Annotated in this window: 22 protein-coding genes; 13 read left to right on the forward strand and 9 right to left on the reverse strand. The window is 68.9% G+C overall.

Annotated elements, in window-relative coordinates; translation table 11 throughout:
* Positions 1-111 precede the first annotated feature (111 nt).
* From ACWGE0_RS35440 to ACWGE0_RS35455, 4 genes are read right to left on the reverse strand one after another with little or no spacing between them, the layout of a single operon-like run.
* A complete protein-coding gene (locus ACWGE0_RS35440) occupies positions 112-747 on the reverse strand; it encodes an alpha/beta fold hydrolase (RefSeq protein WP_452265256.1) in 636 nt (211 codons plus the stop codon).
* Between the two features lie 9 nt (positions 748-756).
* Positions 757-3390, reverse strand: coding sequence for an FtsX-like permease family protein (locus ACWGE0_RS35445; RefSeq protein WP_452265257.1), 2634 nt, complete (start codon positions 3388-3390; stop codon positions 757-759).
* Positions 3387-4091, reverse strand: coding sequence for an ABC transporter ATP-binding protein (locus ACWGE0_RS35450; protein ID WP_452265258.1), 705 nt, complete (start codon positions 4089-4091; stop codon positions 3387-3389). Before ACWGE0_RS35450 ends, ACWGE0_RS35445 begins: the two co-directional genes overlap by 4 nt.
* Positions 4088-4633, reverse strand: coding sequence for a PadR family transcriptional regulator (locus ACWGE0_RS35455; protein ID WP_452265259.1), 546 nt, complete (start codon positions 4631-4633; stop codon positions 4088-4090). The genes ACWGE0_RS35450 and ACWGE0_RS35455 overlap by 4 nt, the downstream gene beginning before the upstream one ends.
* A gap of 169 nt (positions 4634-4802) precedes the next feature.
* Here ACWGE0_RS35455 and ACWGE0_RS35460 point away from each other — a divergent pair, with 169 nt between their 5' ends.
* The gene (locus ACWGE0_RS35460; protein WP_452265260.1) at positions 4803-5393 is read left to right on the forward strand and encodes a GNAT family N-acetyltransferase; all 591 of its coding nucleotides are present in this window, start codon (positions 4803-4805) and stop codon (positions 5391-5393) included.
* On the opposite strand, the gene ACWGE0_RS35465 is transcribed toward ACWGE0_RS35460, so the two are convergent.
* Positions 5390-5998 (reverse strand): maleylpyruvate isomerase family mycothiol-dependent enzyme, encoded by a 609-nt coding sequence (locus ACWGE0_RS35465; RefSeq protein WP_452265261.1) that lies wholly within the window; start codon positions 5996-5998, stop codon positions 5390-5392. The two genes, ACWGE0_RS35460 and ACWGE0_RS35465, sit on opposite strands and share 4 nt — an antisense overlap.
* A 77-nt stretch (positions 5999-6075) precedes the next feature.
* On the opposite strand from ACWGE0_RS35465, the gene ACWGE0_RS35470 reads away from it, so the two are divergent.
* Together ACWGE0_RS35470 and ACWGE0_RS35475 are read left to right on the forward strand one after the other, a co-directional pair.
* Positions 6076-6495 carry a MarR family winged helix-turn-helix transcriptional regulator gene (locus ACWGE0_RS35470; RefSeq protein WP_452265262.1) on the forward strand — a complete coding sequence of 140 codons (420 nt, stop codon included), beginning with the start codon at positions 6076-6078 and terminating at the stop codon, positions 6493-6495.
* Between the two features lie 5 nt (positions 6496-6500).
* Positions 6501-7328: a hypothetical protein gene (locus ACWGE0_RS35475; protein WP_452265263.1), complete on the forward strand. Its 828-nt coding sequence runs from the start codon at positions 6501-6503 to the stop codon at positions 7326-7328.
* 1 nt (position 7329) lies between these two features.
* On the opposite strand, the gene ACWGE0_RS35480 is transcribed toward ACWGE0_RS35475, so the two are convergent.
* Genes ACWGE0_RS35480 through ACWGE0_RS35495 form a run of 4 tightly spaced genes read right to left on the reverse strand, consistent with a single transcriptional unit; the run spans position 7330 to position 12551 of the window.
* The gene (locus tag ACWGE0_RS35480; RefSeq protein ID WP_452265264.1) at positions 7330-8850 is read right to left on the reverse strand and encodes an FAD-dependent oxidoreductase; all 1521 of its coding nucleotides are present in this window, start codon (positions 8848-8850) and stop codon (positions 7330-7332) included.
* A complete protein-coding gene (gene glpK, locus ACWGE0_RS35485) occupies positions 8843-10333 on the reverse strand; it encodes a glycerol kinase GlpK (RefSeq protein WP_452265265.1) in 1491 nt (496 codons plus the stop codon). Before glpK ends, ACWGE0_RS35480 begins: the two co-directional genes overlap by 8 nt.
* Positions 10334-10381: 48 nt before the next feature.
* Entirely contained in the window at positions 10382-11137 is a 756-nt protein-coding gene (locus ACWGE0_RS35490) for an IclR family transcriptional regulator (protein WP_452265266.1), read from the reverse strand.
* Positions 11138-11186: 49 nt separating this feature from the next.
* The gene (locus ACWGE0_RS35495) at positions 11187-12551 is read right to left on the reverse strand and encodes a phosphatase PAP2 family protein (protein WP_452265335.1); all 1365 of its coding nucleotides are present in this window, start codon (positions 12549-12551) and stop codon (positions 11187-11189) included.
* Positions 12552-12667: 116 nt separating this feature from the next.
* Here ACWGE0_RS35495 and pafA point away from each other — a divergent pair, with 116 nt between their 5' ends.
* The 10 genes from pafA to htpG all read left to right on the forward strand — a co-directional run bounded on the left by pafA (position 12668) and on the right by htpG (position 22265).
* A complete protein-coding gene (gene pafA, locus ACWGE0_RS35500) occupies positions 12668-14026 on the forward strand; it encodes a Pup--protein ligase (protein WP_319970530.1) in 1359 nt (452 codons plus the stop codon).
* Between the two features lie 32 nt (positions 14027-14058).
* A complete protein-coding gene (locus ACWGE0_RS35505) occupies positions 14059-15072 on the forward strand; it encodes an oxidoreductase (protein ID WP_452265267.1) in 1014 nt (337 codons plus the stop codon).
* A 27-nt stretch (positions 15073-15099) separates the two neighbouring features.
* On the forward strand, positions 15100-15927 hold the full coding sequence (locus ACWGE0_RS35510) for an alpha/beta fold hydrolase (RefSeq protein WP_452265268.1): 828 nt from the start codon (positions 15100-15102) through the stop codon (positions 15925-15927).
* Between the two features lie 60 nt (positions 15928-15987).
* Complete coding sequence (locus ACWGE0_RS35515) at positions 15988-16953, forward strand: helix-turn-helix transcriptional regulator (RefSeq protein ID WP_452265269.1); 966 nt, start codon at positions 15988-15990, stop codon at positions 16951-16953.
* On the forward strand, positions 16950-17921 hold the full coding sequence (locus ACWGE0_RS35520) for a helix-turn-helix transcriptional regulator (protein WP_452265270.1): 972 nt from the start codon (positions 16950-16952) through the stop codon (positions 17919-17921). The genes ACWGE0_RS35515 and ACWGE0_RS35520 overlap by 4 nt, the downstream gene beginning before the upstream one ends.
* A gap of 18 nt (positions 17922-17939) precedes the next feature.
* Positions 17940-18212, forward strand: a complete 273-nt coding sequence (locus tag ACWGE0_RS35525; RefSeq protein WP_452265271.1) for a bacteriophage holin — start codon at positions 17940-17942, stop codon at positions 18210-18212.
* Positions 18205-18495 carry a Sec-independent protein translocase subunit TatA gene (gene tatA / locus ACWGE0_RS35530; RefSeq protein WP_452265272.1) on the forward strand — a complete coding sequence of 97 codons (291 nt, stop codon included), beginning with the start codon at positions 18205-18207 and terminating at the stop codon, positions 18493-18495. Before ACWGE0_RS35525 ends, tatA begins: the two co-directional genes overlap by 8 nt.
* 115 nt (positions 18496-18610) lie before the next feature.
* The gene (tatC, locus tag ACWGE0_RS35535) at positions 18611-19519 is read left to right on the forward strand and encodes a twin-arginine translocase subunit TatC (RefSeq protein WP_452265336.1); all 909 of its coding nucleotides are present in this window, start codon (positions 18611-18613) and stop codon (positions 19517-19519) included.
* Complete coding sequence (locus tag ACWGE0_RS35540) at positions 19516-20376, forward strand: diacylglycerol kinase family protein (protein WP_452265273.1); 861 nt, start codon at positions 19516-19518, stop codon at positions 20374-20376. The genes tatC and ACWGE0_RS35540 overlap by 4 nt, the downstream gene beginning before the upstream one ends.
* 44 nt (positions 20377-20420) lie before the next feature.
* Entirely contained in the window at positions 20421-22265 is a 1845-nt protein-coding gene (gene htpG, locus ACWGE0_RS35545; RefSeq protein WP_452265274.1) for a molecular chaperone HtpG, read from the forward strand.
* Positions 22266-22335 lie beyond the last annotated feature (70 nt).

Consider the following 22335-nt stretch of genomic DNA (forward strand, 5'->3'; position numbering starts at 1 on the left):
AGCGAGTGCTGAGGCACGACTCGTGACGGGGACCCGCCCGGAGCGCTGTTTCAAGACTTAAGGACGCCTCGGCTTCGCCGTCGGGTCGCCTCGCCTTCGGCCTCGGGTGCGTCAGCGTGCGTAGGTGGCCAGCAGTGCTGCTAGTTCGTTGGGGCTGCTCAGTTGTGCGCAGTGGCCCGCTGCCAGTTCTACCGGTTCCACTCCTGGTAGGCGGTCGGCCACCACTCCGCGCATGAATTCCGGGGTGAAGAACCTGTCCTCGGTGCACAGGATGAAGTGGGTTGGTACGTCGGGCATTGCTGGTAGTGGCCAGGGTTTGGCCATGGCGGTCTCCGACACGTCGCGTTCGCGTTTTTGTGACTCCTTGGCCAAGGCCGGTGGGACGTCGTGCCAGAACTTGTCCTCGTGGCCGCTGTCCGTGTAGCCCGCGTTCTCCCACCAGGCGCCTGGCGTTTCGCCTGGTTTGGGGAGCATCGCGGTTACCAGGACGAGGGCTGAGGCCTTGATTCGTGCGGCTACCAAAGGGGCGGTGAAGCCGCCGAACGAGTGGCCTACTACTACCACGTCCGAAGTGGACGGGAGGGCGTCCACCACGGTGGACGCCCAGTCCGTCAGGTCCTTCGACTCGTCTTCGGTGGGGAGGTCGGGGGCGATTGTGGTGTGGCCCTTGGCTTCCAGGGCTGCTGCTACCAGGTGCCACGACCAGCCCACGTCGCCTGCTCCGTGCACAATCGCGAAGGTTGTCACCCTCGCAGCCTATTCGCGGCGTTCGATCGGCAGGCGGGAACGGGTGAAGAGGGCTGCGCCCAGCATTGCTACGGCTGGGATGACCAGCAGGGGGAACAGGGTGTCTTGCCAGGGAACGGTCAGCGGGTTGAGGGGTGGTTGGGGCCACTGGTTGGCGTAGCCGACGTTCAGGGCTGCCAGTAGGGCCAGGGCTGAGGCGATGCCTGCTGCTGTGCCCAGGACGCCGCCTATGCCTGCGATCACCCCTGCTTGGCTCAGTGACAGGAGTTTGCGGAGGGTTGGGGTGGCGCCCACGGCGGCGAGAGTGGTCAGGTCGCGGCGGCCGTCGGCTGCTGCCAGGCCGGTGGCCAGGGCGGCTGCTGCCAGGGTGATGATGCCTGCCACGAGGGCGAGGATGCTGAGGGAGCGTTGTACTTCGGATTCGCTTGGGCGGTCTACGTTCACCTCGTACTGGCCGCCGCTCAGGGCTGCGGCCAGGGCGTCTTCCTCGGCTTGGGTGGGCATGCGGGTGGTCGTGGCGAAGATGGTGAAGGCGGCCACTTCGTAGCCGAGGGTGCGGGCCGTTTCCTCGGTCATCATGGCCAGCGGGGCTGAGTTCTTGGGGACGGCGTGGCCTGGGGCCGGGGTGGTGGTGGCCTGCGCGCCGGTGGTGATGAGGAGTTGGCCGTTGGCGACCATGTTGGGGTCGTTGACGACCACCTTGCCTTCGCGCAGGGCGGCCTGGGTGGTGGCGATGTCCTGTGGTGGCAGGGTGAAGAGGGTGGGGGCGGCGTCCGGGGTGGCTACTACCAGGAAACCGTTCGGGCTGGTGATGGTGCCGAAGTAGCGGTGGGAGCGGCCTGCGCCGTCGCAGCGGCGGTCTTGGAGGGCTGCTTGTTCTTCTGACTTGGTGGGTTCGCGTTTGATCACGTCCAGGGAGTACGGGCACTCGCGGTCTTGTGGCGGGCGGACGTGGGCGAAGCACGGGCCGCTGTCGCACGAGAGGAGTTTGATCTCGTGGGCCTCGGCCACCGGCATGGTGTTGCGGATGGCGGTGGTCACTGAGGGCGGGATCGAGGTGGCGGCCTTTTCCATGTCGTTCCGGCGGTGGACGTTCACGTCTCCCATGGTGCCCGCGAGCTGGGTTTCTTCTTGTGCTGCTTGGGAGGTCAGCATCACGCTGACGGCCACCGCGCCGATCACGGCTGTCATCACGGCCGAGATGGCCGGGGCGGCGGCGGTTCGGTTGCGGGCTGCGTCGCGCAGGGCGATGCGGAGAGCCACCGGGAGCCAGCGGCCCGCTTTCGCCAGCAGGCCGAGTAGCGCTGGGGTGCAGAGGATCAGGCCGATCTCGGTGAGGATCAGGGCGATGAGGATGCCGGCGATCTCCATCCTGATCGCGGTGAAGACGCCGGTTGCGACGCCTGCCGCGATGAGGATCAGGCCGAGGGCCAGCCAGCGGCGGCGGGAACGGGTGATGCCGCGGCGGCCGGCCAGGGCGGTCACGACGTCCTGGCGGGAGGAGATCCATGCCGGTACGAGTGCTGCCAGGAGGCCGGTGACGACGGCCAGCAGGGCCAGGGCCAGCAGGGCGGTGGGGTAGAAGCGTTGGGCGCCATAGCGTTGTTCGAGGGCGGTCTCGATCAGCGGGCGGCACAGGATGGCGGCGAGCGTGCCGAGTGCCACGCCTCCCAGGGCGGAGAGAGCGCCGAGGACCACGCCGTCGGCCAGGACTATGCGGCGGACGTGGGACGGGGCGCCGCCCACTGCGGCGACGAGGGCCAGGTCGCGTTTGCGGCGGCGGGCTCCCACGGCCAGGGCGGAGCCTGCCAGCAGGGCCATTTCCAGCACGGCCAGGCCCGCGATGAGCATCAGGAACTCGGCGCGCAGTTGGTTGCCGCGGTCGAGTTGCGGATAGCGGTCGGCGGCGGGTGGTGGGTCGCGCAGGACGGTGCGGGACATCACGGCGATGCCGAGTTTGTTGAGCTCCTTGACCTTCGCCCAGGTGAGCGGGGTGGTCACGAGCCACATCTGGCCGGCGTTGGCGAACGTGCCCGGCAGGGCGACGATCGTGGTGCTTTCCAGGGCGCGGGGTTCTTCGATGAGGCCGACGACGGTGAAGGTGCGGCCTTCCTCGGTGGTGATCGTGCCGCCGATTTTGGCGCCGGTGCGGTCCATTGCCTTGCGGGACAACGCTACTTCGGTGGTGCTGGTGGCCGCACGGCCCTCCAGGACGGTGACGGTGCCCTGGGTGAGCGGGTTGGTGAGGTCGAGCATGCGGGCTTCGGCGCGGCCCAGGCCCGCGGTGGTGCGGATGGTGATGCCGGTGCGCTGGGCGGACAGCAGCTGGGCGCCGGGCAGGAGGGCTCGCAGGCGTTCCTCTGACGGTTCCGGGCCCTCGCCCTTGCCGGCGGGAATGCCGAGGAGCTGGTCCGGCTGCTGGATGACCGGAGTGTTGCTGGGCCATCTGACCAGTGCCTCGGCGGTGCCCATGTGGCGGGACGCGTCCTCGTCCGGGGTCAGTTCGGTCGAGTCGTAGACGATCGCCGCGAACGAGAGCGCGGCCACCGGGATCAGGATCAGGGCTACGACGAGGGCGGAGCGGCCGCGAGACCTGCGGGCCTCGCGCCAGGCGATGCGCAGTGCTGCGCGCCATCCGTTCACGGGGTGCTCAGCAGTTCTTCTGGCTGGTCGCGGGTCGAGACGTCGACGACGACGCCGTCGCGCAGGAAGATCACGCGGTCGGCCCAGGCGGCGTGGCGGGCGTCGTGCGTGACGAGGACGGCGGCGGCTCCGGCGTCCACTTTGGACCGCAGGAGGCGCAGGACGGTCTCGCCGGTGCGGGAGTCGAGGGCGCCGGTGGGTTCGTCGGCGAGGACCAGGCGTCGTTCGCCGATCAGGGCACGGGCGATGGCCACGCGTTGCTGCTGGCCGCCGGACATCTCGTCCGGGAAGCGGTCCGCGTAGCCGTCCAGGTCCACTTCGGACAGTGCCTGCTCCGCCTGCCGGCGCGACTTGCGGACGCCGTCGAGGTCGAGGGGGAGTGCGACGTTCTCGGCGGCGGTGAGGCTCGCGATGAGGTTGAGGTCCTGGAAGACGTAGCCGATGCGCTTGCGGCGCCAGGCGGCGAGTTGCTTGCGGGACAAGGACTGCAGGCTGGTGCCGTCGACCAGGACCTGGCCGCTGGTCGGGCTGTCGAGGCCGCCGGCGAGGTTCAGCAGCGTGGACTTGCCGGAGCCGGACGGGCCCATCACGGCGACGAGTTCGCCGGGTTCGACGGTGAGCGCGACGCCGTCGAGGGCGTTGACCGCGGTCTCTCCGGCGCCGTGGACGCGGTGCACGTCGCGCAGTTCGAGGACGGTCATCGCGGCACCTCGACATCGGTCGTCTCGGGGACGGCCGCCGGGACGTAGCGCAGCAGGCTCGCCTCGCAGTGGTCGAGCCAGCGCAGTTCGGCCTCCGCCTGGAAGATCATCGCGTCGAGCACGAGCAGCCACGGCAGGTCGCCGGGCTGGGTCTTGAGCCTCGTGTACTCCTGCAACGTGCGCATCGTGGCCGTGCGCTGGGTCATCACGACCTTGGCGACGTCGACGCCCGGCGTGGTGATCGCGAGGGCGAGCTTGATCGCCACCTCGTCGCGCGGCCGGTCGCCGCGCTGCACCGGCGAGCCGAACCACTTCCTGAGCTCGGCGCGGCCCTGCGCGGTGATCTCGTAGGGGCGCTGCCCCTCGTTCTCGGGCAGTGCCTCGACCAAATCGTCACGCTCCAGGCGTGCCAACGTCGTGTAGACCTGCCCGATGTTCAACGGCCACGTGCCGCCGGTGGCTGAATCGAACGCCGCCCGCAGCTGGTAGCCGTACATGGGCCCGCGCTCCAGCAGAGCGAGCAGACCGTGTTTGACCGACATACCTACTGAGTATGCATACTGAGTATGTTCCTGGCAAACGGTGACACGAAAACATGCGTGCGAGCAGGCCGGACATCGGGAACCCTGAACGGTGCCGGAGACGTCCGGCTGAAGTGGTTTGGGGGACGACGTGGTCGACGCCGCACGGGGTCGAACTAGAGGACTGAGCTTGCTGGGAACATCGGGCGGTGCCGAGGTTCCGCGCGCATTGGTGTCGCCCGCGGAGATCCGGGACTACGAGACGGCGGACGAGGCGTCCTGGCTGCGCTGCCGGGTGCTGGGATTCGTCACGACGAGCAGCTACGACGACGTCTGGCAGGCCAAGCGCCGCGCCGATCTCGAACTCGTGGCGCTCGAGGACGGTGTGGTGATCGGCGCGCTGGACGTGTCGGTGCCGGGGCCGGAGGCGACCATCGGCACCGTCTTCGTGCACCCGGACCGCCAGGGCCGGGGGATCGCGACGGCGTTGCTGGGTGAGGCGCTGCGCCGGTTGGAACGGTGCCGGGTGCGCGCGCTCGACGCGTGGACTCGTGAGGACGAACAGGCGTTGGGCTGGTTCGCGCGCAACGACTTCCTGGAGACGTCGCGCTATCTGCACGTGTACGCCTCGGCGGACGAAGTGGGCACCGTGCTGAACGCCAAGTACGGGCTGACGCCGGTCGGAGCGTTCCTGCACGCCAGGATCGAACGGGAAACCGAGCTGCGCCAACGGTTCGAGCGCGTCCACGTGTGCCGGCGAATGGTCCGCGTGCTGGGTTAGACGCTCAGGCCGGTGAGTCGCGGGATGGTGGCGGTGCGGCCGGCGAGCAGCATCACCAGCGCCTCGATCGGCCCGCTGACCTCCGCACCCTCGCCCGCGGACCAGTCGGCGTCGGTGGCGACGAGCCGATGCCCTGCCAGCCGGCGGCGCGCGTGGAACGGGAAGCCGATCCGCCAGAGGTCGTCCGCCGCGACGACGGCGGCGTCGATCGGCATGTGGCGTTCGATGCCGAGAGGCAGGGCGATGTCCTGCGAGTGGACCATGATGTCCATCAGCGCGTTCTTGAGCGTCTGGCCGGGGGCGAGCTTGTGGAACCCGACGGCGCCGCGCAGTTTCGTGACGAGCTCGGTGGTAGGTCTGCGTGCCTCTTCGCGTGCGGTCCGGTCGACCATGCGGTTGAAGCTGCCGCGGGCCTTCACGAACTCCTTGAACGCCGTGCCCATGCCGATGCGATGGGCCATCGAGATGTGGGCGGCGACCTCGCGCACCGTCCAGCCCTCGCACAGCGACGGGTAGGTCCACTCCACGTCCGAGAGCCCGGCGAGCAGATCCGCGGTCGCCGCGCGCTCGGTGTCGACCGTCTGCCACATCTGGGTGTCGTCCATGGCCGTCCTCCTCTTGTTTTAGTTCGAGAGACTGACTACTTTAATCAGAGGATCTGACTAAAACAAGGGGCGCGAGAGTGAACATCGGGCTGCTGCTCTTCATTCCGAACCGCTACGTGGAGAACCGCATGCTGGCCGCCGTCGTCAACGCGGGCTTCGAGGTCACGCAGGCGCAGGCGCGGGTTCTCATGCGCGTCGGCCCGGACGGAACGCGGCTCACCGAGCTCGCGGAGGCGGCCCAGGTGACGAAGCAGACCGCCGGGTTCCTGGTGGACCAGCTGGAGCAGGCCGGCTACCTGGAACGGGTCCCCGACCCGTCGGACGGCAGGGCGCGGCTGGTGCGCGTGACGGAGAAGGCGATGGCCGCGGTGCCCATCGCGAACGAGGAGATGGCCAGGATGGAGGCGGAATGGGAACAGCACATCGGCAAGCGCCGCATGACGCAGCTGCGCGAGGCGCTGGAGATGCTCGGCGAGATCACCGATCCCTACCGCTGACCCGCGTGGTCCCGGTGGACTTCCTGCCGGTCGCCGTGACGACGGCGGCGGTCTACCGGGTGGTGTCCGCGCGCTCGTCGGTGTTCGTGAAGGTGCTGCGCCGGCCGGACCTCCCGGCGGAGCTGGCCGACGTGGTCGGCGACTTCCCGTGGCGCGACGAGGCGGAGTTCCTGTTGTCGGAATTCGTGCTGCCGCCCGGTTTCCGGCGGCCGCGGGTGGTGCGGGTGGACGACCTCGGCGACCGGGTCGCGCTGTGGCTCGAGGACGTGCACTGCGCGGACGTGGAGTGGGACCTGCCGCGGTTCCGGCGGGCCGCGCTGGGGCTCGGCCGGTGGGCAGGGCGCAGGTTCGGTGGCGCGCCGGGCAGAGCGTTGCGGGTGCTGTACGAGGGACGGCTGGTCAGGGAGGCGTTCCTGCGTCCGGACTGCTCGCCGTTCGCCGGACGGGTGCCAGAGCTGCTGGCGCGGCTGGAGGCCCTGCCCCAGGCGATCGGGCACAACGACGCGTGCCCGCAGAACCTGCTGGTCCCCGCCGACGACACGGAGTCGTTCGTGGTGATCGACGTGACCTGGCAGTTCCCGTCGCCGGTGGGCACCGACCTGGCGCAGCTCCTCGTCGGGCTGGTCCAGGCGGGCCGGATGGCGGTCGGCGATCTGCCCCCGATCCGGGAGCAGATCATCGACGCCTATCTGGAGGGGCTCCGTCTCGAACACCGCTCAGTGTCACGGGAAGAGGTCGTGCTGGGTTGCGACGGCACGCTGGCGGTGCGCAGCGCGTTCCACTCGGAACCCGAACTTGCCGAGTACCTGGTCGAACTCGGGATGAACTGCTAGCTCAGGACGCGAGCAGCTCCGACACCCTCGTGCGCACCTCGGGCGAGTCCAGGCCGCGGACCATCACGGTGGTGCGGCGGCGCAGCACGTCGTCCACTTCGGACGCCCACTCGGTGCGGCGGGCGTGCTCGACCTGCGCCCAGATGTCCGGGCCGTCCGGGTGGACACGCTCCAGCAGCGCCGGGTTCTCCAGGCCGAGCGCGACGACCTCGTGCGACGTCGTGCCGTAGTGCGTGGCCAGGTGGCGCACCACGTCGTCGGGCAGCGCGCTCCAGGCGTGACCGAGCACGGAACCCACGGTGTCGGGCTGGGCGGAGCCGGGCAGCGCGACGCCGTCCAGCGGGCCGTCGAACGTGCGGCCGAGCTCCGAGTTCACGCGGGCCAGGACGGTGGCGCCGATCTTGCGGAACGTCGTCCACTTGCCGCCGGCCACGCTGATCATGCCGCCGGAACCCGCGGTGATCACGGTCTCGCGCTTGGCGTGAGAGGTGTCGCCGGGGCCGCCGGGCAGCACGCGTAGGCCCGCGAACGTGTACGCGAGGTTCTTCTTGTCCAGCCCGGTGACGGCGACGCCCGCCTCGGACATGATCTGGTCGACGTCGGCGTCGGTGCACAACACCGCGGCCGGATCGCCCTCGTACGCCTCGTCAGTGGTGCCGAGGAGGAGGTGGCCCTCCCACGGGATCGCGAACGACACGCGCACGTCGTCGACCGGGATCGTCAGCGCGGCCTTCCACTCCGACGAGGTGCGCATCACCAGGTGCGACCCCTTCGACAGGCGGATCGACGGGTCGGCGGCGGGATCTTCCATGCGCCGCAGCACGTCGAGCCATGGGCCGGTGGCGTTCACGACGACGCGCGCGTTCACGCCGAACTCGCCCAGCGAGTCGCGCAGGTCGACGCCGGTCACCTTCGCGCCGGTCTTGCGCAGCCCCACGACCGAGATGTGGTTGAGCAGCACGGCACCGGCCTCGGCGGCGGCGCGCGCGGCGGTGATCGCCACGCGGCTGTCGTTCATCTGGTGGTCGTAGTACATCGCGGCACCGCGCAGACCGTCGGCGCGCAGGTCAGGCACCCACTCCACAGCCCTGCGCGCCGACAGCACCTTCCCCATGCCGTCGCCGAAGCCCGACAGCGCGGAGTACAACGTGACGCCCGCACCCAGCACGAACCGGCTGTGCGGGCCGCCCTTGTAGACGGGGACGAGGAACGGCAGCGGGCGCACCAGGTGCGGGGCCAGGTGGTCGCCCAGCGCGCGGCGTTCCTTGTGGTTCTCGTGCACCATCGGCACGGCCGACGGGCCCATCGCGAGGTAGCGCAGGCCACCGTGGACCAGTTTCGACGACGCGGACGAGGTGGCGCCCGCGAAGTCACCGCTCTCCACCAGCGCGACCCGCAGGCCGGAGCGGGCCGCGGCCCACGTGGTCGCGATGCCCAGGATGCCGCCGCCGATCACGACGACGTCGAACTCGCCGTGCTGGAGCTCTTCACGGGCGCGTGCCCGCTGGTTCAGGTCAGTCATCGTCCTCGTCCATCCACCCGACGGTCCGCTCGACCGCCTTCTTCCACTTCCGGTAGCCGCGTGCTCGCGCCGCCGGTTCCATCGACGGCTCCCATTCGGCCGCCTTGTGCCAGTTCGCTTTCAGGGCGTCGGTGTCCGGCCAGTAGCCCACCGCCAGACCGGCCGCGTACGCCGCGCCGAGGCACGTCGTCTCCGCGACGATCGGGCGCACCACCGGCACGTCCAGGACGTCCGAGAGGAACTGCATGAGCAGGTTGTTCGCCGTCATGCCGCCGTCGACCCGCAACGTCGTGAGGTCCGCTGCCGAGTGGGCATTCACCGCGTCGGCGTTCATCGCGTCCACGACCTCGCGGGTCTGCCACGCCGAGGCCTCCAGCACGGCCCGTGCGAGGTGTCCGCGCGAGATGTAGCCCGTCAGTCCGGCGATCACGCCACGCGCGTCGCTGCGCCAGTGCGGTGCGAACAGTCCGGAGAACGCGGGCACGAAGTACGCACCGCCGTTGTCGTCCACGGTCCGTGCGAGCGTCTCGATCTCCGCGGCCGACGAGATCAGGCCGACCTTGTCACGGAACCACTGCACCAGCGCGCCCGTCACCGCGACGGCGCCTTCCAGCGCGTATGCGGCGGGTTGGTCGCCGATCTTGTAGCCGACGGTGGTCAGCAGGCCGTTCTGCGAGTGCACGGGCTGGTCACCCGTGTTGATCAGCAGGAACGCGCCGGTGCCGTACGTGCACTTGCCCTCGCCCGGCGCGAAGCAGGTCTGCCCGAACAGCGCGGCCTGCTGGTCGCCCAGCGCCGACGCGACGGGCACGCCCTCGTGCGTGCCGTACACCTCGGAGGAGGACCGGATCTCGGGGAGCATCGCTCGAGGGACGTCCATCGCGGACACCAGCTCGGGGTCCCAGTCGAGGGTCTCGAGGTTCATCAGCATGGTGCGCGACGCGTTCGTCACGTCGGTGACGTGGCGGCCGGTCAGGTTCCAGATCAGCCAGGTGTCCATGGTGCCGAACAGGACCTCGCCGCGTTCGGCCCGCTCGCGCAGCCCGTCGACGTTGTCCAGCAGCCACCGGAGCTTCGGGCCGGAGAAGTAGGTCGCGAGGGGCAGCCCGCTGCGCTCGCGGAACCGGTCCTGGTCACCGAGCCGGCTGATCAACGCGTCGGTGCGCGTGTCCTGCCAGACGATCGCGTTGTGCACGGGCTCGCCGGTCGCTTTGTCCCACACGACCGTTGTCTCGCGCTGGTTCGTGATGCCGAACGCGGCGATGTCGGCGTACGTCAGTGAGGCGTGTGCCAGGGCATCGCTGATGACGGCCTGCACGTTCGCCCAGATCTCGGTCGCGTCGTGCTCCACCCAGCCCGGCTTGGGGAAGATCTGCCGGTGCTCGCGCTGAGCGACCGAGACGATCCCGCCGACCTGGTCGAACACGATGCACCGGGACGACGTCGTGCCCTGGTCGATCGCCGCGATGTAAGCCACGTGCACACACTCCCTTGTGCGAACCGTTCGACATTGTCGAACGGTTCCACACTACTACCAGGAGAGCCCGCCGAGCTCCCTCGAAACGCTGCGAGCTGCCTCACGTACGTAGGACACGAGTTCGAGGCGGGGCGGCTGATCGGGTGACTCGCACAGCCGCTCGACCGGCCCGGAGATGCCGACCGCCCCCACGACCACGCCGCGCCTGTCCCGCACCGGCGCCGCCACCGACGCCTCGCCCTCGACCAGTTCGTGCAGGTCGTAGGCCCAGTCGCGGTCGCGGACCTCGTTCATGGTGTCGGCGAGCCGCTCGGGGTCGAGCGTGTGCCGGGTGAACCGCTGAAGGTCGCCGTCCGGCCACTCGCCGAACGCGACCAGTGCCTTGCCGAGCGCGGTGGCGTGCCACGGCAGCAACGCGCCGGTGTCGAGCGTCTGCCTGCTGTTGTCCGGCCGGAACACGTGATGAACGACGAGCACGTGCTTGCCGTGCATCACGCCGATGCGCACCGCCTCGCGCGCCCGCATGGCCAGGGTGTCCGACCAGTTCAACGCCTTGGCGCGCAGCTCGTTGCCGTCCAGGTAGCTCGTGCCGATCTGGAACAACGCCGCGCCCAGCCGGTACTTGCCGCCCTCGACCTCCTGCTCGACGAACCCGACCTCCTGCAGCGTCCGCAGGATCCCGTGCACCGTCGGTTTCGCCAGGTCGAGGGCGCGGGCGATCTCGCCGACGCTCAGCTGGTGCGCGCCACCGTGGGCGAGCAGCTTGAGCACCTCGGCCGCGCGCTGAATGGACTGAATAGGTCCGGGCACACCAGGCACTCTAGCTGCGAATGTTCGACAATGTCGAACGGTTCGGTGCTCAGGGTCGGTAGATGCCCAGCCCCGCCGCACGCGAGCGGAACTTGAAGTGGTTGGCCCTCTCGCGCACCTCACCGTCCGTCGCGATCGAGATGGGGGCGCCGTGGACCTCGACGTTCAACGAGGCCACCTCGAAGTGCTTGTACATGCGCGAGTGCTCCAGCGCCCCGAGGAGGGCGCCGAGGAAGAACCTGGTCCGCGAGAACTGCCGGTCCGCCCGCACGAACCGCACGTCGAGCAGCCCGTCGTCGAGCCGTGGGCGCATCGTCGGCGCGAAGCCCTTCGGCCGGTACGGGCCGTTGCCCACGAACAGCAGCCACACGAGGTGCTTGTCGCCGTCGATGGTCATCTTCAGCGGCTTGGCCCGCTGCAGCACCCGGAACAGGGCGATCGCCGCCGCCGGCCACTTGCCCCAGCGCTTCTCCAGCTTCTCGCGGATCCGCACCATGTCCGGGTAGCCGCCCAGCGACGCGGTGTTGATGAACCACTGGTCGTTGACCTGCGCCATGTCCACCCGCACGCCCACGCCGTCCGCGACCGCCTGCGCCGTGTCGTGCAGACCGGTGATGCCGACGTCACGCGCGAAGTGGTTCAACGTGCCAGAGGGGATGAGCACCAGCGGTAGGTCACGTTCGACAGCGATGGCCGCCACGGCGGCCACGGTCCCGTCACCACCGGCCACCCCCAGCGCCTTCGCGTCCGGCAGGTCGGAGAGCTCCTCGACCGAGACGATCTGCGCCTTCGGCCACTCCTCGATGATCTGCGGCGTCGGGTCGGGCCCGATCCCCGAGTACGGGTTCACCACCACGACCAGCCCGTCGCCCTCCTGCAACGACGTCAGGTCAGCGTGCTCGTAGGCCGAAGCGGGCTCGTTCAACCCGAGGGGCCACCACCGGCGCGTCAGCAACGCGGCACCGACACCCGCCGCCGCGCCGGCCGCGACGTCGGTCGGCCAATGAACGCCCGTGTGAACGCGTGAATAGGCGACGGCGGCCGCGATCGGCGCCACCACCACGGCCGCTTTGGGGGATTCCATGGCCACCGCCGTGGCGAAAGCGGCCGCTGACGCGGAGTGACCGGACGGGAATGACGACGACGTCGGCCGTTTGGACAGACGCCGCTCGACCGCGAGCAGATCCGCGGCGGGTCTACGCCGTGGGAAAAGTGACTTGCCGACGAGGTTCGCGCTGGCAGAGGCCCCGGCGATGGCCGCGAGACCTCTCATCGCACCACGCCGGAACGGGCCTTTTCTGGTGGCCAGAATCGCCGCGATGACGAACCACAGCACGCTGTGGTTAGCGGCCTTGGAAAGTCTCTTGAAACCCCTGTCGAGCCTGCTCGGAGGCAGTCCGGCAGACGAGCTCATGAGCTTCTTGTCGAGAGCGCTGACCCGTTTCCACACCCCTCCGACACTAAACCGCAACCGGCGTGCCGCCCGAACGGATCACCCTGCTCCGCCTGCGAGTCGCCTACTGTTGAGGCATGCAGCGGCGGATCTTCGGCATTGAGACAGAATTCGGGGTGACCTGCACCTTCCACGGGCAGCGTCGTCTGTCCCCGGACGAGGTCGCGCGGTACTTGTTCCGCCGCGTCGTCTCGTGGGGACGTTCTTCCAACGTGTTCTTGCGCAACGGCTCCCGGCTCTACCTCGACGTCGGCTCGCACCCGGAGTACGCCACGGCCGAGTGCGACGACCTGGCCCAGCTCGTCACGCACGACAAGGCCGGCGAGCGGATCCTCGAGGACCTCCTGGTCGACGCCGAGCGCAGGCTCGCCGACGAGGGCATCGGCGGGGACATCTTCCTGTTCAAGAACAACACCGACTCGGCCGGCAACTCCTACGGCTGCCACGAGAACTACCTGGTCGCACGGGCCGGCGAGTTCTCGCGCATCGCGGACGTGCTGCTGCCGTTCCTGGTCACCCGCCAGCTGATCTGCGGCGCGGGCAAGGTCCTGCAGACCCCGCGCGGCGCCGTCTACTGCCTCTCGCAGCGCGCGGAGCACATCTGGGAGGGCGTGTCGTCCGCGACCACCCGCTCCCGCCCGATCATCAACACCCGCGACGAGCCGCACGCCGACGCCGAGCGCTACCGGCGCCTGCACGTCATCGTCGGTGACTCGAACATGTCCGAGGTGACCACGCTGCTGAAGGTGGGCAGCGCCAACCTCGTGCTCGAGATGATCGAGCAGGGCGTCCAGTTCCGCGACTTCTCCCTGGACAACCCGATCCGCGCCATCCGCGAGATCTCCCACGACCTGACCGGCCGCCGCACGGTGCGCCTGGCGGGTGGCAAGGAAGCCTCCGCCCTCGACATCCAGCGCGAGTACTTCGAGAAGGCCGTCGAGCACACGGCCAAGCGCTCGCCGGACCCGATGGCCGAGCGCGTCCTCGAACTGTGGGGCCGCACGCTGGACGCCGTGGAGTCCCAGGACCTCACCAAGATCGACCGCGAGATCGACTGGGCCATCAAGAATCGCCTGATGGAGCGGTACATGGCCAAGCACAACATGGACCTGTCCAACCCGCGCATCGCCCAGCTCGACCTCGCCTACCACGACATCCGCCGTGGCCGCGGCGTGTTCGACCTGCTGCAGCGCAAGGGCCAGGTCGAGCGCGTGACCGACGACGGCGAGATCGAGGCCGCCAAGGACACCCCGCCGCAGACCACGCGGGCCAAGCTGCGCGGTGACTTCATCGCCGCCGCGCAGGCCGCCGGCCGCGACTTCACCGTCGACTGGGTGCACCTGAAGCTGAACGACCAGGCGCAGCGGACCGTGCTGTGCAAGGACCCGTTCCGGGCGGTGGACGAGCGCGTCGAAAGGCTCATTTCGTCGCTTTAGCAGCGCTGTGAGAAGTGGCAGAGTGCCGTCGCATGAGGATCATTGCGGCGGCACTCGCTGCTTTTCTGGTTCTACCCGGCGTGGCTTCTGCCTCGGCCGACTCCTACTGGGAGCTCAAACCCACCGGCACGGACGCGCGCTTGCGCGGGCTGTCGGCGGTGTCCGGGCAGGTCGCGTGGGTCAGCGGCTCCAAGGGCACCGTGTTGCGCACCACGAACGGTGGCCGGTCGTGGGACTCGGTCGGGCCGCCTGGCACGGAGGCGCTGGAGTTCCGCGACATCGAGGCGTTCGACGCGCGCAACGCGGTGGCGTTGTCGATCGGTGAGGGCGAGTCGTCGCGGATCTACCGCACGTCGGACGGCGGTAAGAGCTGGCAGGAGTCGTTCCGCAACGCTGATCCGAAGGCGTTCTACGACTGTGTGGCGTTCTTCGACAGGTTCCGCGGGCTCGCGTTGAGCGATCCGGTCGATGGCAAGTTCCGGGTGCTCAGGACGTGGGACGGCGGTCGGTCGTGGCACGTCAACGACACGAAGGGCATGCCGGACGCGTTGGCGGGCGAGTTCGCGTTCGCCGCTAGTGGGCAGTGTGTGACGACCAGTGGCAACCACGCGTGGATCGCGACCGGCGGCGGCGCGAAGGCACGGGTGTTGGAGTCGCGGGACGGCGGGCGGTCGTGGAAGGCCTCGGACACGCCGTTGCCGAGCGGTGAGGCGGCTGGGGTGTTCGCGGTGGCGTTCAAGACGCCGTGGCGGGGTGTGGCGATCGGTGGCGACTACCTGAAGCCGACCGATCCGACGCCGGCGTTCGCGACCAACGACGGGCACGGGTGGAAGGCCGGGAAGCAGGCGCCGGTCGGGTACCGGTCCGGGATCGCCTATCGGGGCAACGGACTGGTCGCGGTTGGACCGTCGGGCACGGACACCAGCAAGGACGGCAAGTCCTGGAAGGTCGCGGACACGGGAAGTTTCGACACTGTGGACTGCGTTGGTAACACCTGCTGGGCCGCCGGCGAAAAGGGACGTGTCGGCCGCGCTGCGCAGGGGTAGCCCGGTCGAGTGTTCGAAGGATTCTCGTTGCGTCGCAGGGACGTCGGCGAGGCCGTGCTGCGAGTGAGGACCGGTGGTGCAGGGCCGCCGGTCCTCCTCCTGCATGGCCATCCTCGGACACACACGACGTGGCACCGCGTTGCGCCGTTGCTCGCCACGGACCACACGGTCGTTTGTCCCGATCTGCGTGGTTATGGCGAGTCCAGCAAGCCCGGTGACTACTCGAAACGGGCCATGGCGCGCGATTTCGCGCGGCTGATGAGCGATCTCGGGCACGAGCGGTTCGCGGTCGTCGGGCACGACCGGGGTGCGGCCGCGGCGATCCGGCTGGCGCTCGACCATCCGGGCAGGGTCACCGAACTCGCGGTGCTGGACGGGCTGCCGATCGGGGCCCATCTGCAACGGTGCGACGCCCGGTTCGCGAAGTCCTGGTACCACTGGTTCTTCCTGGCGCAGCAGGAGCTCGCGGCCGCGATGATCAACCAGGACCCGGATCTGTTCTACGGCGGGCGCTACCACGACACGCCGCTCGCGATGGGCGTCGAGAACTGGGCCGACTTCCAGCGCGCCATCCACGACCCCGCGACCGTGCACGCGATGTGCGGCGACTACCGGGCCGGGCTGGAGGTCGACCGGCAGCACGATGACGAGGACCGGAGCGCGAACAAGAAGATCGCGTGTCGTGTGCTGGCGTTGTGGGCGGCGAAGGACGACCTCGGCGAGTTGTATGAAAATCTCGCGGACGTGTGGGCCGAATGGGCCGATGACGTGCAGGTACGTGCCATCGACTGTGGACATCACATGGCCGAGGAAGCACCCGTGGAGCTGGTAAGGGAGTTGCGCACGTTGCTCTGAACGGACCGTTCACAACAGGTGATGTCAGAGTTTATAAGCGCACAGGGTTAGGGTTTGTCCGTGGCCATCGCACGCGCCGAACGCCTCGTCAACCTGGTGCTGTGCCTGCTGTCGACCCGTCAGTACCTGACAGCGGAGCGCATCCGCGCCATCGTCCCGGGCTATCACGAAGCTCCGACGGACGAGGCGTTCTTCCGCATGTTCGAAAGGGACAAGTCCGAGCTGCGGGATCTCGGCGTACCGCTGGAGACCGGCCGGCAGTCCAACGCGGAGGGCGCGGAGGACGGGTACCGCATCGCGCGGCGCGACTACGAGCTCGGTGACATCGACCTCGAACCCGACGAGGCCGCCGCAGTGGCACTGGCCGCGCGGCTCTGGGACTCGCCGCAGCTCACGGGCGCCGTGCACGGAGCGTTGATCAAGCTCCGGGCCGCGGGGGTGGACGTCGACCAGGACGCACCGGCCGCCGTGGAACCCAAGGTGCGCGCCAACGAACCCGCGTTCCCGCCGCTGCTGCAGGCCGTGCAGGCGGGACAGGTGGTCGCGTTCGACTACCGCAAGCCGCCGCCCGGTGGGCAGAAGCAACGCACGGTCGAACCGTGGGGTGTCGTCGCCTGGCGCGGCAAGTGGTACCTCGTCGGCTGGGACCAGGAGCGCGAGGACACCCGCTGCTTCCGGCTTTCCAGGGTCGTGGGCGCGGTCAAGCCCGTCGGCAAGCCCGGCGCCTTCAAGGTGCCGGAGGGCATCGACCTGATGAGCCTCATCGCCCGCACCGAGGTGGATCCGCACCACACCGCGCCCGCCAAGATCTGGGTGGCCAAGGACCGGGCCCAAGGTCTGCGCCGGCACGCGAAGGTCGTCGAGGAACGCGACGGCGGCGACGTCGTGGAGATCGACCTGAAGTTCCCCGACTCGGCGGCCAAGTGGCTGGCCGGGTTCGGGCCGGACGTCGTCGTGCTGGAGCCCGAGGTGCTGGCCAAATCGGTTCGCGACCGCCTGCAGGGCGCACTGGAAGGAGCGCGGTGACCGCGTCGAACGAACGGCTGCCGCGGTTGCTAGCGCTCGTGCCGTACCTGCTCAACCGGCCCGCGATCACGGTCAAGGAGGCCGCTGCCGACTTCGGCATCACGCCCAAGCAGCTGCGCAAGGACCTCGAGCTGCTGTGGATGTGCGGCCTGCCCGGCTACGGCCCCGGCGACCTGATCGACCTGTCCTTCGAGGGCGAGACGATCACCGTCTCGTTCGACGCGGGCATGAACCGGCCGCTGCGCCTCACCGCGGCCGAGGCGGCGTCGCTGCTGGTGGCGTTGCGGGCCCTGGCGGACACGCCCGGTGTGGTCGACACGGACGCCGTGCAGCGCGCGCTGGCCAAGATCGAAGCCGCGGTCGGCAAGGCGCAGCCAGCGGGCATGGTGGTCGGGCTCGGCGGGTTCGAGCGCGGGGAGACCGCGGAGATCCGGGCCGCCGTTCAGGACGCCGTGAAGCGCGAACGGGCCGTGCGCATCCGCTACTACTCGCAGTCGCACGACGCGATGAGCGACCGTGTGGTCGACCCGATGCGCCTGCTGCTCCTGGAGGGGCGCGGGTACCTGGAAGCGTGGTGCCGCTCGGCGCTCGGGGTGCGCTTGTTCCGGCTCGACCGCATCGACGAAGTGCAGGTTCTCGACGAGCCGTCGTCGCCTCCGCCGCACGCCCAATTGACCGATACATCGGAGGGGTTGTTCCAACCGCGGGACGACCAGAAGATCGCCGTGCTGCTTCTCGAACCGGACGCGCACTGGGTCGCGGAGTACTACCCGGTCGACCACGCGGCGGAGCTGTCGGACGGCCGCACGCGTGTCCTCATGCGCTACGACGACTCGTCCTGGATGGTCCGCCTGCTCCTCGGGCTGGGTGGGGACGTGCACGTAGAGCAGCCGGCGGAGCTGGCGGACGAGGTCGTCAGGCAGGCGCGGGAGGCGTTGCGCCGGGCAGATCACCTGCTGTCCACCTAGGACGTATAACGTGTGCTCGTGCCGTCTACACCGACCCTGGCGCTGATCGCGCTCGGCCTGATCGTGCTGGTCGTCATCACGATCCGAGTCATCCGATCCTTGCGTCGATTCGCCCGCACCCGCACTCTGGTGGGGGACAGGGTCGGCGATCGCGTCGGGCTGCTGAAGGCGCGCACCGCCGCGCTGAAGGTGGCCTTCGCGCGTCGACGGCCTTCGGAACAGGCCCGCACCAGGGCAAACCCCGCGTACGATCGACGTCGCGGGGCAGACAGGAGGACCAGCAATGCCTAACCTCGGACCCACCGAGCTGATCATCATCGCTGTGGTGATCATCCTGCTGTTCGGTGCGAAGAAGCTTCCCGACATGGCCCGGTCGCTCGGCCGGTCGGCGAAGATCTTCAAGGCCGAGACGAAGGGCCTGCGCGACTCGAACTCGACGGACGACGAGCCCGTCGCCCAGCAGCCCGTCCAGCAGCCGGTTCAGCAGCTCCCGCCGGCCCAGCCGCCGGTGCCGCAGCAGCCGCAGGTCGCGCCTCCCATCGAGCAGACCACGCAGAACAAGGCCAACAACTAACTGACCTTGTGGTCGCAGACTTGTAAGGACGGTCAGCGAGGTGGCAAGTCCGTTCCGGTGGTTGGCCGAGCGCCGGGAACGCGGCAGGCGCCGTCGGGGTAACGCCGACGGCACGATGTCGCTCAAAGAGCACCTCTACGAGCTGCGGTACCGCCTCGGCATGGCGATGCTGGTCATCGCCGTCGGTGCCATCTTCGGCTTCATCTGGTTCCAGGTGCGGCTCGGTCCCATCCCATCGCTGGGCGACATCCTGACGGGTCCGTACTGCCAGGACGACCTGGCGCCGTACCGGGCCGACATCACCAAGGACGGCCGCTGCGCACTGCTGCAGACCGAGCCGTTCGAGATCTTCCTCGTGCAGCTGCAGGTCGGCACGGCGGCGGGCGCGGTGCTGCTCAGCCCGTTGTGGCTGTACCAGATCTGGGCGTTCATCACGCCTGGGCTGTACACGAAGGAACGCAACTTCGCGCGGGTGTTCGTCGGCGCGGGCGCGCTGCTGTTCGTGGCCGGCGCGGTGCTCGCCTACCTGGTGGTGCCCGAGGGCCTGAAGGTGCTGCTCGGCTTCGGCAGCGGCAACTGGACCACGGCGCTCACCGGTAGCAAGTACATCAACTTCGTCATCACGATGTTGTTCATCTTCGGCGTGAGCTTCCTGATACCGCTGGTCGTGGTGATGCTCAACCGGGCGGGCGTCATCTCGTACGTGAGGCTGGCGAAGTGGCGGCGCGGCCTGACCATGGGCCTGTTCGTGTTCGCCGCGATCGCGACGCCGGGCACCGACCCGGTCTCGATGATCGTGCTGGCGATCGCGTTGACGCTGCTCTTCGAGATGGCGATCCAGATCGCGCGGGTCCACGACAAGCGCAAGGCCAAGCTGCGTGCCGCCGAGGGCTGGGACGCGCTCGACGACAACGAGGCCGCGCCGTTCGACTACACGGCGTCGGACGCGGACGGTGACATGCCTGGTGAGAAGGCCATCGCTTCGGAACCCACGAAGCGCGTGAACTACGACGACGCCACGTGACGCGGGCCGCCTTACTGGTCTGTCCCGCGTCGGGCAAGGGGCGGGCGGCCCGGATGGCCGGGTCGACCGCCGCGGCGTTGCGTCCGCACGTCTCGTCGTTGACGCAGCTCGTGGCGCACGACGCCGCCGGAACGCTGAAGATGGCCCGTGAGGCCGTGGCCGACGGGATCGACCTGCTGGTCGTGCTCGGCGGTGACGGGGCCGCTCACCTGGGCATTCAGGCGTGCGCGGGCACGTCGACGGCGCTGGGCATCGTTCCCGCGGGCACCGGCAACGACCTGGCGACCGCGATCGGGTCCGCTTCCGTCGAGGACGTCGTGCACGGTTCCCGCAAGACGCTGGACCTGGGGCGACTGTCGACGGGGCAGTGGTTCGCGACGGTGCTGTGCGCCGGGTTCGACTCCGCGGTGAACGAGCGGGCGAACGCGATGCGCTGGCCCGCCGGTCCGCGCCGCTACGACCTCGCGATCGTGGCAGAGCTGGCGTCGTTGAAGTCGGCACCGCTGCTGGTCACGACGGAGACCGAGACGTTCTCGCTGGACGCGACGCTGGTGGCGGTGGGGAACACGCCGAACTACGGCGGTGGCATCCCGGTGTGCCCCGAGGCCGACGCCCACGACGGGCTGTTCGACGTCACGGTCGTGGAGCACGCGAGCCGTTCGATGCTGATGCGGATGCTCCCGACGTTGCGCACGGGCAAGCACACGGAGCATCCCGCCGTGCGGACGTTCCGCGCGCGTGAGGTGTCGTTGTCCGGCGGCAACGGCTGGATCGCGTACGCCGACGGCGAACGCCAGGAAGCGTTGCCCGTCTCAGTTCGCACGGTCCCAGGCGCTCTCACAGTCGTGGGTCGCTAAGTTCTACGGCTGTTGGTTCGGTTTTCGGTTTTCGGTGGGGATTCATGGAAACGCTTGAGTTTCAGTCCGAGGCGCGTCAGCTGCTGCAGCTGATGATCCACTCGATCTACTCGAACAAGGACACGTTCCTGCGCGAGCTGGTCTCCAACGCCTCCGACGCGCTGGACAAGCTGCGGCTGGAGTCGTTCCGCGACAAGGACATGCAGGTCGACGTCGACGACCTGCACATCGTGATCGAGTCCGATCCCGCGGAGCACACGCTGACCGTGCGGGACAACGGCATCGGCATGACGCGCGAGGACGTCGTGCGGCTGATCGGCACGATCGCGAAGTCCGGTACCGCGGAGTTCCTGAAGCAGTTGAAGGATCAGCAGTCCGGTGCCGCGACGTCGGACCTGATCGGCCAGTTCGGCATCGGTTTCTACTCGTCGTTCATGGTGGCCGACAAGGTCACGCTGGTGACGCGCTATCCGGGTGCGACGGGCGTGCGCTGGGAGTCGTCCGGCGAGAGCACGTACACGATCGACGACGTCGAGGACGCGCCGCAGGGCACCTCGGTGACGTTGCACCTCAAGCCGTCCGACGACGAGGACAGGCTGCCGGACTACACGGAGCCGGCGAAGATCCGCGAGATCGTCAAGCGCTACTCGGACTTCATCACCTGGCCCGTGCGGCTGGGTGGCGAGGAGATCAACTCCCGCAAGGCGTTGTGGGCGCGCCCGGCCTCCGAGGTGACGGAGGAGGAGTACGCCGAGTTCTACCGGCACATCAGCCACGACTGGAACGCGCCGCTCGAGACCATCCGCATGCAGGCGGAGGGCACGTTCGAGTACCAGGCGCTGCTGTTCCTGCCGGCCCAGGCGCCGCTGGACCTGTTCATGCGGGACAGCAAGCGCGGTGTGCAGCTCTACGTGAAGCGCGTCTTCATCATGGACGACTGCGCCGAGCTGATGCCGGAGTACCTGCGGTTCGTGAAGGGTGTCGTCGACGCGGCGGACCTCTCGCTGAACGTCTCGCGCGAGATCCTGCAGCAGGACCGCCAGATCCAGCTGATGCGCCGCCGCCTGGTGAAGAAGGTGCTGTCGTCCATCAAGTCGCTGCAGTCGTCGCGTGCCGAGGACTACGCCAAGCTGTGGGGCGAGGTCGGCGCGGCGCTGAAGGAGGGCCTGCTCTCCGATCACGACAACCGCGACGCGATCCTCGACGTCTGCTCGTTCGCCTCGACGCACTCGACGGAGTCGCTGACGACGCTGGCCGAGTACGTGGGCCGGATGAAGGACGGCCAGGAGCACATCTACTTCATGACCGGTGACTCGCGGCTCGCCGTCGAGAACTCGCCGCACATGGAAGCGTTGCGCGCCAAGGGCTTCGAGGTCCTCATCCTGACCGACCCGATCGACGAGATGTGGGTCGACTCGGTTCCCGCGTTCGACGGCAAGCCGCTGCAGTCCGTCGCCAAGGGGCAGGTGGACCTGGAGACGGACGAGGAGAAGACGGCTGCCGCGGCCAAGGCCGAGGAGTTCGCCGAGCTGCTCTCGTGGATGGGCTCCTCTCTCGAGGAGAACGTCAAGGAGGTGCGGCTGTCCACGCGTCTCACGACCTCGCCGGCGTGTGTGGTGGGCGACGCGCACGACATCACTCCGACGCTGGAGAAGATGTACAAGGCGATGGGGCAGGAGCTGCCGAAGATCAAGCGGATCCTGGAGCTCAACCCGTCGCACCCGCTCGTCGAGGGCCTGCACAAGGCGTTCGCGGACGGTGAACGGGAGTCGCTCGCGGACACCGCCGAGCTGGTCTACGGGCTGGCGCTGCTGGCAGAGGGCGGGGAGCTGGCCGACCCGTCGCGGTTCGTGAAACTCGTGGCAGATCGGGTGCAGCGGACGTTCTGACCTGGCTGTTGAGGCGTCTGCAAGTACTACCGACCGCGAGTTGGTGGTACTTGCAGACGCCAAAACGACG

Source organism: Lentzea sp. NPDC054927, from assembly GCF_053610285.1.

Coding starts and splice junctions, on each gene's coding strand:
- htpG (WP_452265274.1), top strand. CDS start 20,421: ATGGAAACGCTTGAGTTTCAGTCCGAGGCGCGTCAGCTGCTGCAGCTG.
- ACWGE0_RS35455 (WP_452265259.1), bottom strand. CDS start 4,633: ATGTCGGTCAAACACGGTCTGCTCGCTCTGCTGGAGCGCGGGCCCATG.
- tatC (WP_452265336.1), top strand. CDS start 18,611: ATGTCGCTCAAAGAGCACCTCTACGAGCTGCGGTACCGCCTCGGCATG.
- ACWGE0_RS35480 (WP_452265264.1), bottom strand. CDS start 8,850: ATGACTGACCTGAACCAGCGGGCACGCGCCCGTGAAGAGCTCCAGCAC.
- tatA (WP_452265272.1), top strand. CDS start 18,205: ATGCCTAACCTCGGACCCACCGAGCTGATCATCATCGCTGTGGTGATC.
- ACWGE0_RS35465 (WP_452265261.1), bottom strand. CDS start 5,998: ATGGACGACACCCAGATGTGGCAGACGGTCGACACCGAGCGCGCGGCG.
- ACWGE0_RS35505 (WP_452265267.1), top strand. CDS start 14,059: ATGAGGATCATTGCGGCGGCACTCGCTGCTTTTCTGGTTCTACCCGGC.
- ACWGE0_RS35450 (WP_452265258.1), bottom strand. CDS start 4,091: ATGACCGTCCTCGAACTGCGCGACGTGCACCGCGTCCACGGCGCCGGA.
- pafA (WP_319970530.1), top strand. CDS start 12,668: ATGCAGCGGCGGATCTTCGGCATTGAGACAGAATTCGGGGTGACCTGC.
- ACWGE0_RS35495 (WP_452265335.1), bottom strand. CDS start 12,551: ATGAGCTCGTCTGCCGGACTGCCTCCGAGCAGGCTCGACAGGGGTTTC.